Genomic DNA, 13923 nt, shown 5'->3' with positions numbered 1-13923 from the left:
TGCGCCGAGCGGGCGAATCGCGAAAGATCACCCGCTGCACTGCCTGCGCACCGCACCGCTCTCACCTACCCTGAGAGCATGAATGCGAGTGACCTCGGCCTCGTGCTGATCCCGCTGCTCGCCGTGGCGGCGCCGCTTCTCGCACGCGGCGTGCGGCCGGTGGTCCGGGTGCCCATCGTGGTGTTCGAGCTCGTGCTCGGCATCCTCGTCGGACCGGCCGTGCTCGGCTGGGTCGAACCGGGCCCGCTGCTGGAGAAGCTCAGCGACTTCGGCCTCGCGCTGCTGTTCTTCGTCGCCGGAACCGAGATCGACTTCAAGATGGTGGCGGGAAAGCCACTCGCCCGCGCATCACTCGGCTGGCTGCTCAGCGTGCTCCTGGGCATAGGCCTGGGCTTCTTCTTCGCGCCGGGCGAGGGGATGGTGGTGATAGGCATCGCGCTCAGTTCCACGGCGCTGGGCACCCTGATGCCGATCCTCCGCGACGCCCGTGAGCTCGACACCCCCTTCGGTCGTGCCATCAGCGCGATCGGCGCGGTGGGCGAGTTCCTGCCGCTGATCGCGATCTCGATCTTCCTCAGCACACGGACGACTCCGATCGCCACGGCCGTGCTGCTGACCTTCGTGGTGCTCGCCGGGCTCGCGGTGCTGTTGGCGCACCGCGTGCCGCACGGGCGGCTGCACGGCATCGTGCGCGCCACACTGCACACCTCGGATCAGTTCGGCGTGCGCTTCGTGATCCTGCTCATCGCCGCTCTCGTCGGGCTGAGCGTCATGCTCGATCTCGACATGCTGCTCGGGGCTTTCGTGGCCGGAGCGGTCTGGCGCATCATCATGGCGCGTGCGCCGAAGAAGGACGCGGAAGAGGTCGAGAGCAAGATCGAGGCGATCGCCTTCGGGTTCCTCGTGCCGATCTTCTTCCTCTACACCGGGGTCACGTTCGATCTGCAAGCGCTGCTGTCTTCGCCGACGGCGTTGGGGCTGGTCCCGATCTTCCTGATCGCCCTGCTCGTGATCCGCGGATCGGCGGCGCAGCTCTCGGCGCCGGCGGGGATGAGCGTGCGCGACCGCGCGGCCCTCGGACTGCTCGCCGCGACCGGCCTGCCGATCATCGTGGCCGTCACCGCCATCGGTGTGGATCAGAAGATGCTCGACACCGGCACGGCGGCGGCGCTCGTCGGCGCAGGAATGCTCTCAGTACTGTTGTATCCGCTGATCGGGATGACGCTCCGTGGTGACCGTGCGGAGGTCGTGGGCCCGCAACTGGCCGACAAGACACGACAGGGAGAGCTGTGACCACCGCATCCGCGCTGCTGACACAGGCCGTGCACGACCTGAAGGGCGCTCCGAAGGAAGGGCTCGGCGAACAGCGCGACTCCCGCTGGCGCGGGCGTCGCATCGTGCGGGTCGGGGAGGCGTGGCACCTGGGCGTTCTGCTGTTGACCGAGACACATGCCCTGGCGACGGCCGAGGTCCTGCGTGCGGCGGACCCTGGACGTCGCGGCTACACGGCAGAGTCGGCCAGGGAGCGGGCGGAACGCAGAGCCGAGGCGCTGCGCGGCGGCTTCGACGAGGGCGACGTCGTGCACGTGGGGTGGAGCGTCATCGACGTCGACGCCGTGGACGCCGGAGGTTCATCCGGTCCGCTCGCTCAGGTCGATGGCGTGCCCTCCGTGCGGTGGAGCACCGCGGGAGGATTCATGCCGTTGGAGGCATACCTGGGCGAGCGCGTGTCGCTGCTCCGCGACTCGGCGAGCTGATTCAGGCGAAGGTCTCGGCGAAACGGCGCAGCAGGGCTGCCCCCTCGGTGACAGAGGCTGCGAGAACCTGCTGCTGCACGGCGTCGAATTCCTCCGGATCGAAGTATCCGGTGGTGCGGTAGAACGTCATCCGGTCGGCGAAGTCGCGGGGTGTGGGCTCGGGGTGGAACTGCGCCGCATACAGGTGCGTACCCACGCGGTACGCCTGCACGGGGCAGGCCGCGTTCGTGGCCAGCAGCACGGCGCCGGGTGGGGTCGCCGCCGCGCTCTCCTTGTGAGCCGTGAAGACCGTCAGAGCGGAGCCGCTGGGTCCGAACACCGGATCGGCCGCGCCCGCCTGGGTGGTCTCGATGACCGTGGCGCTCGCGGGCTCCGGAGTGTCGGTCACCACCTCGCCGCCGAGCATGCGGGTCACGACACCGATGCTGAAGCAGGTGAAGAACACCGCGACCTCGGCGGCCATCGCCGCGTCGGCCAGCGTGCGGAGGTCGGCTTCGACGCGAAGCTGCTCGGCGGACTTCACCGCATCGGAGACGTTGAACGGCGAGCCCCCGACGACGATGCCGCGATACCCCCGCAGGCGTTCCATCGGCAACGCCCCGTGCAGCAGATCGAGCCGATCGACCACATCGACGCCCAGCGCCCGACGGAAGGAGGCATGCTCGGCATCCGCCGCCCCGGTTTCGGGTCGCACGCAGACGTAGAGAAGCGAGGCCATCAGGAGATTCTAACGATCGCGCGGGGTCGAGCCGACGCGGTCACCGCGAGGAGTTCGCCGTGCGACCGCGGACGATGCCCACGAACGTCTCGACGTCGTCCGTGGTGCGCGCCCGGGGCCACACCAGCGCGACGGTCGAGGTCGGTCCGTGCGCGAGGACGCGGTGATCGGCGTCCTTGCGGTGGTGCAGACGCGCGAGGGACATCGGGACGACGACGATCCCGACGCCGGATGCCGCCGTCGCGATCGCCTCGTCGGTGGGGAGGGGATCGAAGGTCGCCGGGACTGTCCCCGGGAGCTCAGGAGAACCCAGGACGTCGTCGGTCAGCGCGATCACGACCTCGCCTTCGAGGTCGGCCGCGGTGAGCTGCTCCGCGGCCATCAGATGCGAATCGACTGCTGCGACCACGACCGGGACCTCGTCGTACAGGGGGATGATGTGCAGCGACTCGTCGGTGAGGGGCAGACGAAGGAGCGCCGCATCGACGTGGGCGAGGGCCTCGCGCTGGGCGGCGGGGTCGATCGTCACGAGCTCGAGCGGAACACGCGGCATCCGCTGCTTCCAGGCATCGATCCACTTGCCGGGGGTCGCGCCCGGCACAGCACCCAGGCGGAAGGTGCGCGGCGCCTCCGGTTCGGGCTGCGGGGCATCGAAGACGACCTTGGAGGTCGGCTTCTTCGGCTTCTGCGGGGGATACCGCTCGGCGGGAGCTGCCTTGTTCCGGCGCACCGGGGTGCCCTTGCCAGCGCCCTTCGCGGGCCGTCTTCCCTGGTTCGCCATGCGGTCAAGGCTACTCGGCGGGAGAGCCTGGCACCTCCGTCGGCGCAGCGGGGTCGGTGGCGGAGAGCTTCCGCTGTGCGCGACGGACGAGCCCGGCGGCCCCGCCGACCAAGAGCAGCACACCGACGGTCAGCAGCGCGACCGTGACGGCGGTCGTCGGGGTGAGGGCCAGCAGGGCGTCGGTGACCGCATCGCGGCGGTCGGCGTCTGCCAATGTCCAGAGGGCTGTCGCCGCGATCGCGGCGAACAGGAGGCCCCAGATGATGGCAGCCCAGCGGGTGCGGGGCAAGGTGGTCGCGGTGCGGGGCACGGTGGTGGTCTCGGCGATCGTCGGAGTGCTCATCACTGGTCTTCCTTCGCGGGCTCGGCGACGGCGATGGAGATGTCACCGCTGTTCTGATCGAGGGTGATCGGTTGGATGGTCGTCGGGGACGCGGTGTCGGACGAGATGCTCTGGACGATCACCGTCTCCTCTCCTGCGCGCTCGCCTCGGTCGCGTGTGCCGCGCCACGTGCCGGAGTCGACGATCGCTCCCGAGTCGCCCTCCACGCGGGTCCAGGTCACGGATGCCGTGTCCACCGTCGCTCGGAGCTGCAGCTCGACGCCGGGATCGACATAGATGTACGTCCCCCCGGAGGACTTCTCGATCACGATCGGTCGCGGCGCGCCGTCGTGCTGATAGAGGGTGACGGAGAGGTCGCCGAATGGCTGACGGATGTGCTGCTCCCGGTTGTTGGTGACCGAGGCCCACCCGAAGGTCAGGTCCTGCAGCGTGGAGAACGCTCCGGCCACCAGTCCGCCGACGAGGGTGATCACCGTGACGAAGGCCAGAAAGCCGCTGCGCCGGCGGAACGCCCCGGCGACGATCATCCCGAGCGCGAGGATCAGGGCTGCGGCGAGGAGGCCGAGAGCTCCGCCGAGCTGGGCTCCGCCGGTCGCCAGTCCCACGGCAGCACCCGTGATGATCGCGAGCCCCACCATCGTCGCCACGAACGCGAATCCGGCGCGCGGGTTCGACGCCCGGCGGCTGCGACGGCGTTCGGCGGCTTCGGCGGCGAACACGGCGGCTTCGGCCTGGCGCTCCCGGCGCAGCTGGTCGCGGGCTGCGCGCTCGACGTCCTGCTGCTGACGTCGCCACGCCTGATCCTGCTCCTTCCATGCGGCGTGCTGGGTGCGCCAGGCTTCGAGGGCTGCGGGATCCTGCGAACCGGGCGGCAGAGGCGCCGGCGGTGCCGGCGGGATCGGGCCGAGCGCGGGATCCGGTGACATCGGCTCTGCTGCGGTGCCGGCGTCGGATTCCGCGGCGGCGGAGAGAGTGGCGTCCGCCCCCTCGGCGGTACCCGAACCGGCGAGGGGGGCGGACGCGGCCGGGGCCGTCTGATCTGCGGAAGCCATCGGCAGATCAGACGCGGAAGCGCCCGGGGTGCGGCTGGCAGCACGCACGATCAGGAAGAGCAGGCCGGCGACGAACACGAGCCCGACGATCCAGCTGAGGAGGGAGAGGGCCGACCAGTCGCCGTAGCCGAGTCCGAACAGGCGGCCAGCGAGCGGCGCGGTCGGGAACAGCCCGATGACGGCCATCGCCAGGATGCCCCACTGCACGGGCTGGTAGTCGCGACGCAGCAGGTCGCGCAGGTGCACCCGTCCATCGATGTCGGGCAGCAGCGCCCACGCGGCGGCGTACAGGAAGATCACCGGCAGTCCGAAGAGCGCGGCCACCACCAGCACCCCTCGCACGATGAGCGGGTCGATGCGCAGGCGTGCGGCGATGCCGGCGGCGACGCCACCCAGCCAGCCCTCGGAGCGGGCGACGCCGAGACCGGCGACCCAGAGCAGGAAGCGGTCGGCGCCGCGCGGGATGCCCGTGCCGGAACCGCCGATCGCCGGAGCGTCGGGATCGGCAGGGGGCGGAGGCGCAGTCGGAATCGTCATGCTTCGATCCTGGCGGTGGCGCGGGGCGCTGTGCCATGGGGGGAACCCCTGAGCGGCCCCTGATTCTCGTCGGGGGAGCACCCGGAGCATCGGCGCGGATGATTGGATGGCGACATGTCCTCTTCGGCGCACGCTCCCGCGCGGCCCCCGCGGGTCGCCGCTCCGCCGCGCCCGTCGCTGACCCGCGATCGCAACTGCCTGGTCGCCGGTGTCAGTGCCGGACTCGCACGCCACCTGGGCGCACGGCCGTGGATGGTGCGCGCTCTGTTCATCGCCCTCACGCTGTGCGGCGGCGCGGGGGTGCTGCTCTACGCCTGGTGCTGGATGTTCACGCCATGGGCGGAGGGTGAGGACGCGCCGACCAGACGGATGCCCGTGGCGTGGCTGCTGCTGGCTCCCGCGGCCGTGGGGATGCTCGTCGTGCTGGTGTGGCGTGGCGGCAGCGATTGGCTGACCGGGTCGATCCCTCCCGATATCGCGGCGGTCGTCGTCGGCGGAACGGTGGTCTTCGCGACCGGCGCCGGGCTCTGGGCGACGCTGATCGACAGCACCGACACCGCACGGGGACCCCGGCACACGCTGAGCATCCGGGTCCTCTCGATCGTGCTGCTGGCCCTGCTGTTCACGATCCTGCTGTCCTGGCCGGTGGCCCGGTCGGGCGTGGCGCTGGTGCTGCTCCCACTGGTGGGACTCGCGGCCGTGGTGTCCTCGTCGTTGATACCCCGATGGCGCGAGCTGTCCGGCGAGCGGGTGCGCCGCATCCGCGAGGAGCAGCGCAGCCAGATGGCCGCCCATCTGCACGACTCGGTGCTGCAGACACTGGCGCTGATCCAGAACAGGGCGGGGGCCTCCAGCGAAGCCGCCCGCCTGGCCAGGGCGCAGGAGCGCGAGCTGCGTGCCTGGCTGTATGACGGCGATGCCCCGGCCGACAGTGATCTTCCTACCGACCTGCGCGACTATGCCGGAGCGTTGGAGCTCGACTACCCGGTGCGCATCGACGTGGTCTCCGCCGGCCTGTCGACCGAGCGTGCGAGCGGGGAGCTCGCCGCGGCCGCCAGGGAGGCGATCCTGAACGCGGCCCGCCACGCGGGAGGCGAGATCTCGGTGTACATCGAGGGAAGCGCGTCGGGCGTCGATGTGTTCATCCGCGATCGGGGCCAGGGATTCCAGCTCGATGAGGTGCCCAGCGATCGGTTGGGCGTGCGCGAGTCGATCATCGGGCGTATGCGCCGTGCCGGTGGCAGTGGAGGGGTTCGCAGCGACGAGAACGGCACCGAGGTGCATCTGCGCATCATGACGCCGTCCCACCAGGACCGGCCTGCACCGCGTGCGATGGCTCGGGAGGAGCAGAATGACTGAGACCATCCGTGTCGTGATCGTCGACGATCACTCGATCTTCCGCTCCGGCCTGCGGGCAGACCTCGATGCGGGCGTCGATGTGGTGGGCGAAGCGGCCGACGTGCCATCGGCGATCGCCGTGATCGGCGAGACACGACCGGATGTCGTGCTGCTCGACGTGCATCTCCCGGGCGGCAACGGCGATGACGCGGCCGGAGGGGAGGCGGTGATCAGAGGATCGTCGCCGACCGATGCCCGCTTCCTCGCGCTGAGCGTGTCCGACGCCGCGGCCGATGTGGTGCGGGTGATCCGCGCCGGAGCGCGGGGCTACATCACGAAGGGGTCATCCGGCGTCGAGGTGAGCAGCGCGGTGCGGGCCGTGGCCGAGGGTGATGCGGTCTTCTCACCGAGGCTCGCCGGCTTCGTGCTCGACGCCTTCGGGGCGGTCGCCGGCGAGACCGCGACCGCGACGGACGAACTCGACCGACTCTCGGCACGCGAGCAGGAGGTCATGCGACTGATCGCTCGCGGCTACGCGTACAAAGAGGTCGCGTCGGAGCTGTTCATCTCGATCAAGACGGTCGAGACCCATGTGTCGTCGGTGTTGCGCAAGCTTCAGCTCTCCTCACGACACGAACTCACGGCATGGGCCTCGGAGCGGCGCCTGCTGTGACGCCCGGCTGAGGTCGCTCAGGCCGCGAGCCACAGACCCTTCTGATCCGTCGCGATGGTGAGTCCGGCCGCGACCGTCTCGTCGTCGCCGATCCTGGCGCCGCGGACGATACGCGCCCCGGCGCCGATGTCGGTGCGGACGCCCACGTAGGCGTGGTCGCCGATCGCCGCGCCGTGGCCGACGTGCGCGTGCGCGTCCACGAACGCGCCCTCGCCGATCACGGCGTCTTCGTCGATCCAGGCACCGCGGGCGATGGTCGCTCCGGCACCGACGCGCGCCCCCGGTTCGATATAGGCACCCGCCTCGATGTGTGCCTTCGGGTGCACCTTCGCGCCGTGCGCGACGAGACCCCGGCCGTTCGCGTGCTTGCGATACCGCAGCGTCGCGCCCTGGTCGTTCTCGATGTCGACGTAGTTCTTGCCCACGATTCCTCCCGTGCTCCGGAGTTCTCCGGATATATCAACAACCACGACAGGGGCGGATTCATTCCCGCGGATGGATGTGGTCAGTGTTGACAGGAGGGGCACCAGAAGGTGATGCGTTCGCGGGTCGGATCGGCGCCCTGCTCGCCCCGTCGGATCAGGGTGCCGCAGCGTCGGCACGGACGTCCGGCGCGGCCGTACACCCAGGTGCCCTGACCCGGCCGATCGACGCCGGTGAAGGTGCGGTGACGGCGGTCCCGGTTGGCGCGGATCGTGCGCACACCGAGGTCGAGGAGGGCGACGACATCGACCTCCGGCGTCGGTGTGGTCGGCAGGATTCCTCGCAGGAACAGGAGTTCTGCGGCGTACTCGTTGCCGAAGCCCGCGACGTTGCGCTGATCGAGGAGGGCGACGTGGATGCTGCGGGCGTCGGCCTCGAGACGTCGGACCGCCTCTACCGCATCCCAGTCGTCGGCGAGCGGATCAGGTCCGAGGTAGCCGACGAGCTGATCCTCGTCACGGGTGGGGACGACCTCGATCTCGGCGATGTCGACGCCCACGGCTTCGCTCCGCGGGGTACCGACGACCGCACGCACCTTGAACGCCGGGTGCCGCCACTTCTCGCCGGGACGATAGGTGAACCACGCGCCGTCCATGCGCAGATGCGAATGCAGTGTGCTGTCGCCGATGCGCATGAGTAGATGCTTGCCGCGGGGGATCACGGCATGCACCGGCTGGCCGGTCAGGTCGAGCGTGGCGAACCGCGGGACGCGCAGGTCGAATCGGGTGACCTCCGCGCCGGCCAGAGCCTCGTCGAGTCGTCGTGCCGTGCGGAAGACGGTGTCACCCTCGGGCATCAGGGGGCGCCGATGGGTGTGGGCGGCGGCGGAGTGCGCGGCGACACGGTGGGCGGCGCGGCGGGCGGTGTCGTGGGCGGTGCGGCGGGCGGTGTGGCGGATCCGGCGCGCGCGAGCATGTCTCGTGCGAGCATCGTGCTCCCGGCCACGGCTGCCGGCATGATCGCGACGGCGCCGCCCGGGATCAGGAAGCAGAGCTGTGTCGCTACTCCGAAGCCGAGAACCCGTGCCCGGCTGCCCGAGAACAGGGCGGCACGCTGGGCGGGACTGAGATCGCGGGCATCGAAGGCCCGCCCCGTGAGCTCTCGGGCCAGCAGGCGACCGGTCAGGACGACTCCGGCCACAGGTCCGAAGAACCCGCCGACGGCAGGGATCAGACCGATGAGGAGCACGACGATCGCGATCAGGATGCCGAGCAGGACCAGGCGGAGTCCCTCACCGAGCGTGGTCCAGAAGCTGCCGCCGTCGGCCGGGGGCGCGTCGCCGAGGTCGGCCTCGACCGCGTGCCAGATGCGCTGGTAGAACGGATCCCCGATGGTCAAGGTGAGGGCGCTGAAGACCACGCTGGCCAGGGCGAGTGCGGCCGCGACGATCACGAAGCTCACCGCCGACCGCAGCAGGCCACGCCACGGTTCGAGCCACCCCTCGGCGAACGGCGTCAGCCAGGTCGAGACCGACGGCAGGCCGATGATCAGCGGTACGAGGGCGGCGGCGAGCAGGAGCAGGGCGATGATCGCAGGGACCAGTCCGAGCAGCATGAGTCCCGGCCGGGTGCGCCACAGTCCGAAGCCGCGCAGCAGTGTGCGGATACCGGTGGCGAACTCGCGGATCATGGCTTCCAGCGTAGGCGTAGTGCTCAGACGACCTTGCGGAGCGTGTACCCGCGCGGGGTCGCCACGAAGCCGGACTCCTGCAGGGCGAGGGCGAGCTCGGTGCCGTAGACGCCCTCTCCGTTGAGCTTCTCGACGGTGAGCGTGTCGAGGCGTCGGGCGCGCGCGGTGGCGGCAAGGTCGGAGGCTGCGGCACGCAGCACCTCGGCGTCGTCGCTGAAGGACAGCACCGTGCGGCCGCCGCGTTCGAGGGACAGCACCAGTGCGCCGTCGACAAGCACGACCAGACCGCCCGCTTTGCGCCCTGGACGATGCGAGACCCCGTCGAGCTTGGGCCAGCCGAGGGCGGCGCCGTAGGGGTTCGCCGGATCGGTCGATGCGAGGGTCACTGCCTTGCGCGGCGGCGGGTCCGCGAGGCCCGCATAGGTGCGCAGCCGGTCGACGGTGCCGGACGCGGCGAACTGCGCAGCGCCGAGCTTCTCGATCACGTAGCCCCGGCGGCAATGACCCGCCTCTTCGAAGCCCGCGAGCACCCGATAGGCCTGGGCGAAGCCGCCGGGCACACCCTCGGCCTGCACAGCGCCGCGCGTGACGACGCCGTAGCGGTCGAGCAGGAGCCCTGCGGTGACGGTCGCCCGGCGGGCCGGATCGGTCTCGAGCGCGGGCAGCAGCGACCAGCGGCCGCCGATCGAGGGCGGGCGGGGTGCCGCCGTCCCGGTGAAGGACACCCCTCGGTAGGTGCGGGCGCGGGGCGCACGGCGTTTGACCTTGTGCGCCTGCGAGCCGCCGGTGAGGAGAGAGCGGATCGGGGCGAAGGTGTCGTTGGTGACGTAGCCCGCCCAGGTCAGAGACCACAGCGCTTCGAGCACCGACTGCTCGTTCTCGGCCGCCGCCATGTCTCTCAGCTGTCCGGCGAAGTAGGCGCCCCCGACGTCGAGCGCGATGAGGATGCGCGACTCCAGGGAGTCGGACGCGATCTCGGTGTCGCGCTCCGGGAGGGTGAAGGGCGCGATGTCGGCCGGATGCAGCGACACCCAGCCGTCCCGTCCCGGGAGCGTGCCGTGTCCTGACCAGATGACCTCGCCCGATGCCGTCAGCTCGTCGAGCATCGCAGGGGAGTAGTCGCGTACGCGTGAGGGCAGGACCAGCGACTCCCACGCACTCGCGGGGATCGGCACTCCGGCGAACTGCTCGATCACGTTCAGCACGCCGTCGACGCCCTCGAGCGGCCGACCGACGTGCTGCCAATCCGGGAGGAACCGGGCGTACGCCTCGGGAGAGACCGGCTCGACCGAACCGCGGATAGCCGCCAGCGAGCGCATCCGGAGCCGACGCAGCACTTCGGTGTCGCACCACTCGATCGCGTCGCCGCTGCCCGCCGCCTCGGGGAGGAAGTACCCGCTCGTGAGCCGTCCTGCCGTCTCGAGCCGCTGCAGCGTGTGCCGGGCGACGGCGGCACCGAGCCCGAATCGCGCGGCGACGGCGTCCGTCGTGAACGGCCCGTGCGTGCGGGCATGGCGAGCCACGAGGTCGCCGAGCGGATCGGCGACCGGTTCGAGGAACGCCACCGGGATTCCCGTGGGCAGCGCCGCGCCGAGCGCATCGCGCAGCCGACCGGCATCCTCGATCGCCGCCACCCTGGTCGCCCCGGCGATCGTGACGGGGATCGCCCGTCGCGCGGTGACGAGGTCGTCCAGCAGAGCGGCCGCCGAGGTGCCTGCCGTCGATTCGGGGTCGAGGCGTGCAGTGACCTCTTCGGCGTCGAGCGGGCCGAGCATCCGGAGCAGGTCGGCGACGCCCTCGAGCCCGCGGGCGCGGCGGTCGGGATCGAGACGCTGGGCCTCGCGTTCGAACTGTGCGATCACGTCGGGGTCGAGCAGTTCGCGCAGTTCGACCGTGCCCAGCAGCTCTCCGAGCAGAGCAGGGTCGACCGAGAGTGCAGCGGCCCTCCGTTCGGCGAGCGGAGAGTCTCCCTCGTACATGAACGCGCCCACGTAGCCGAACAGCAGATCGCGGGCGTACGGCGACGGCTGGCCCGGCTCGGTCTCGACCAGGCGGATGCGCCGGTCGGCGATCGAGGTCGCGAGCTTGCGCAGCGACGGCAGATCGTAGACATCCTGCAGCACCTCGCGCAGGGTCTCCAGGATCACCGGGAACGTCGGATGGCGCCTGGCGACCTCGAGCAGTTGGGCCGAGCGCTGCCGCTGCTGCCACAGCGGTGTGCGCTTGTTCGGGTTCATGCGGGGCATGAGCAGCGCTCGCGCGGCGCACTCCCGGAATCGGGAGGCGAACAGCGCGGAGCCTCCGACCTCCTGGGTGACCAGGAGCTCCAACTCCTCGGGGTCGAACACGAACAGCTCGGCGCCGGGCGGCTCGGCCTCGGCATCGGGGATGCGCACGATGATGCCGTCGTCGCTCGCGACCGCCGATCCTTCCACACCGAGACGCTCGCGCACCCGGGCATTGATCGCCAGAGCCCAGGGCGCGTGCACCTTCATGCCGTACGGGGAGTGCAGGATCACCCGCCAGTCGCCGACCTCGTCGCGCCCGCGCTCGACGGTGAGCGTGCGGTCGGTGGGAAGCGTGCCCGTCGCCTCGTGCTGTTCGGTCAGGTGCGCCATGAGGTTCGTCCGCGCCTGTTCGTCGAGCCCCGCATCGATGAGCCGCTGCGCCGCCTTCTCCGGGGTGGCCGCCGACACCTCGCGCGAGAACGCGCCCAGTGCCTCACCCAGTTCGAACGGGCGACCGATGCCGTCGCCGTGCCAGAACGGCACCTTGCCCGGCTGCCCGTAGGCGGGGATCACGTTCACGCGGTCGTGGGTGATCTCGGCGATCCGCCAGCTCGTCGTGCCCAGGGTGAACACATCGCCCACCCTCGACTCGTAGACCATCTCCTCGTCGAGCTCTCCGACCCTGGCGCCGGTCGTCTCGCCGGCGACGAACACGCCGAACAGACCGCGATCGGGGATCGTGCCGCCGCTGGTCACCGCGATGCGCTGCGCCCCCGGCCGTCCGGTCAGCGTGCCGGCGTCGCGATCCCATACGAGGCGTGGCCGCAGTTCGGCGAACTCGTCCGAGGGGAAGCGGCCCGCCAGCAGATCGAGCGTCGCCTCGTAAGCCGAACGCGGAAGCGCCTGGAAAGGCGCCGATCGGCGAACGGTCTCGAACCACTCCTCGACGCCGATGGCTCCCAGCGCGCTCGCCGCGACGGTCTGCTGGGCGAGGATGTCGAGCGGGTTGCGCGGCACCTGGATCGCCTCGATCTTGCCCGCCAGCATGCGCTCGGTCACGATCGCGGTGTGCAGCACGTCGCCGCGGTGCTTCGGGAAGAGGGCGGCTCGGCTGATCTCGCCCACCTGGTGCCCGGCGCGGCCGACCCGCTGCAGACCCGAGGCCGCGGACGGTGGAGCCTCGACCTGGATCACGAGGTCGACGGCACCCATGTCGATGCCGAGCTCGAGGCTGCTCGTCGCCACGACGCACCGCAGCACTCCGGACTTGAGCTCCTCCTCGACCTGTGCCCGCTGCTCTTTCGACACCGATCCGTGGTGCGCCTTCGCGAGCACGGGATCGGCACCCGCGGTGGCTCCGGCCTGCGCCATCATCGCGGCGGGCACGGTCGCATCGGGGAGCGGTACGCCGATCCGCTCGGAGTAGATCTCGTTCAGTCGTCCGGTGAGGCGCTCGGCCAGACGGCGGGAATTGGCGAACACGATCGTCGAGTTGTTCTGCAGGATGCGATCGACGATCGCTTCCTCGACGTGCGGCCATACCGAACCGGTGACCTCGGAGTACTCTGCTTCGTCGGGGTCTCCCGGAACTCCGGGCGGTGGAGGCGGATTCGTCATGTCGTCCATCGGGACGACCACACCGAGCTCGAAGGTCTTGGAAGCGGGCGGAGCCACGATCTCGACCGGGGCAGAGCCGCCGAGGAATCGGGCCACCTCGTCGATCGGCCGCACCGTGGCGGAGAGACCGATGCGCTGAGCCGGTGTCTCGACGCCGTTCGCGCGGCGCAGGGCGTCGAGCCTCTCGAGACTCACGGCCAGGTGCGCTCCGCGTTTGGTGGCGGCGACGGCATGCACCTCGTCGATGATCACGGTGTGCACGCCACGCAGCGTCTCACCGGCGCGACTGGTGAGCATGAGATACAGCGACTCGGGGGTGGTGATGAGGATGTCGGGCGGGTCGGACACCAGCTTGCGTCGGTCGCTCGATGTCGTGTCGCCGGAGCGCACCCCGACCGTGACCGCGGGGGACGTCACCCCGAGCCGTCTGGCCGACTGTCCGATGCCGATCAGGGGGGAGCGGAGGTTGCGCTCGACGTCGACACCGAGCGCCTTCAAGGGAGAGATGTAGAGGATGCGCGTTCGGGGCTCGCCCTTCGCCGGTGGCGTGGTCTCGCCCATGCGTTCGCGGAACACGCTGTCGATCGCCCACAGGAACGCGGACAGCGTCTTGCCCGATCCGGTGGGGGCGACCACGAGGGCGTGCTTGCCGGCCGAGATCGCGTTCCAGGCACCGGCCTGCGCGGGAGTGGGCGCGGGGAACGCCCCCCGGAACCAGTCCTGCGTGGCGGGAGTGAAGCGGTCGAGCACGTCGCTCATCCTTCCAT

The 13923-nt window shown here is 70.7% G+C and carries 12 protein-coding genes; 4 read left to right on the top strand and 8 right to left on the bottom strand.

Annotation, left to right across the window (positions count from 1 at the left end; genetic code table 11):
* Positions 1-78: 78 nt before the first annotated feature.
* Complete coding sequence (locus AB4070_RS08730) at positions 79-1293, top strand: cation:proton antiporter (protein ID WP_441979730.1); 1215 nt, start codon at positions 79-81, stop codon at positions 1291-1293.
* Positions 1290-1757, top strand: coding sequence for a glutaminase (locus tag AB4070_RS08725; RefSeq protein ID WP_441979729.1), 468 nt, complete (start codon positions 1290-1292; stop codon positions 1755-1757). The genes AB4070_RS08730 and AB4070_RS08725 overlap by 4 nt, the downstream gene beginning before the upstream one ends.
* A 1-nt stretch (position 1758) precedes the next feature.
* Here AB4070_RS08725 and AB4070_RS08720 read toward each other — a convergent pair whose 3' ends face one another.
* Genes AB4070_RS08720 through AB4070_RS08705 form a run of 4 tightly spaced genes read right to left on the bottom strand, consistent with a single transcriptional unit; the run spans position 1759 to position 5188 of the window.
* A complete protein-coding gene (locus AB4070_RS08720) occupies positions 1759-2475 on the bottom strand; it encodes a glutamine amidotransferase-related protein (protein ID WP_441979728.1) in 717 nt (238 codons plus the stop codon).
* Positions 2476-2515: 40 nt separating this feature from the next.
* Positions 2516-3256, bottom strand: a complete 741-nt coding sequence (locus tag AB4070_RS08715) for a substrate-binding domain-containing protein (RefSeq protein ID WP_441979727.1) — start codon at positions 3254-3256, stop codon at positions 2516-2518.
* Positions 3257-3266: 10 nt separating this feature from the next.
* Entirely contained in the window at positions 3267-3599 is a 333-nt protein-coding gene (locus AB4070_RS08710) for a hypothetical protein (protein WP_441979726.1), read from the bottom strand.
* Entirely contained in the window at positions 3599-5188 is a 1590-nt protein-coding gene (locus tag AB4070_RS08705) for a PspC domain-containing protein (RefSeq protein ID WP_441979725.1), read from the bottom strand. Before AB4070_RS08705 ends, AB4070_RS08710 begins: the two co-directional genes overlap by 1 nt.
* Before the next feature lie 114 nt (positions 5189-5302).
* Between AB4070_RS08705 and AB4070_RS08700 the strand changes: the two genes are divergently transcribed.
* Positions 5303-6547: an ATP-binding protein gene (locus AB4070_RS08700; protein WP_441979724.1), complete on the top strand. Its 1245-nt coding sequence runs from the start codon at positions 5303-5305 to the stop codon at positions 6545-6547.
* Positions 6540-7199 carry a LuxR C-terminal-related transcriptional regulator gene (locus AB4070_RS08695; RefSeq protein ID WP_441979723.1) on the top strand — a complete coding sequence of 220 codons (660 nt, stop codon included), beginning with the start codon at positions 6540-6542 and terminating at the stop codon, positions 7197-7199. Before AB4070_RS08700 ends, AB4070_RS08695 begins: the two co-directional genes overlap by 8 nt.
* A gap of 17 nt (positions 7200-7216) precedes the next feature.
* Here AB4070_RS08695 and AB4070_RS08690 read toward each other — a convergent pair whose 3' ends face one another.
* The 4 genes from AB4070_RS08690 to AB4070_RS08675 all read right to left on the bottom strand — a co-directional run bounded on the left by AB4070_RS08690 (position 7217) and on the right by AB4070_RS08675 (position 13915).
* Positions 7217-7624 carry a DapH/DapD/GlmU-related protein gene (locus AB4070_RS08690; RefSeq protein WP_017829277.1) on the bottom strand — a complete coding sequence of 136 codons (408 nt, stop codon included), beginning with the start codon at positions 7622-7624 and terminating at the stop codon, positions 7217-7219.
* 80 nt (positions 7625-7704) lie between these two features.
* Complete coding sequence (locus AB4070_RS08685) at positions 7705-8478, bottom strand: DNA-formamidopyrimidine glycosylase family protein (RefSeq protein ID WP_441979722.1); 774 nt, start codon at positions 8476-8478, stop codon at positions 7705-7707.
* Positions 8478-9311, bottom strand: a complete 834-nt coding sequence (locus AB4070_RS08680; RefSeq protein WP_441979721.1) for an EI24 domain-containing protein — start codon at positions 9309-9311, stop codon at positions 8478-8480. The genes AB4070_RS08685 and AB4070_RS08680 overlap by 1 nt, the downstream gene beginning before the upstream one ends.
* 23 nt (positions 9312-9334) lie before the next feature.
* A complete protein-coding gene (locus AB4070_RS08675) occupies positions 9335-13915 on the bottom strand; it encodes an ATP-dependent helicase (protein ID WP_441979720.1) in 4581 nt (1526 codons plus the stop codon).
* Positions 13916-13923: the final 8 nt, after the last annotated feature.

This window comes from Microbacterium sp. 2RAF4 (assembly GCF_052115285.1).
Taxonomy (GTDB): Bacteria; Actinomycetota; Actinomycetes; order Actinomycetales; family Microbacteriaceae; genus Microbacterium; species Microbacterium oxydans.
This window is presented reverse-complemented; position numbering and strand designations above follow the sequence as displayed.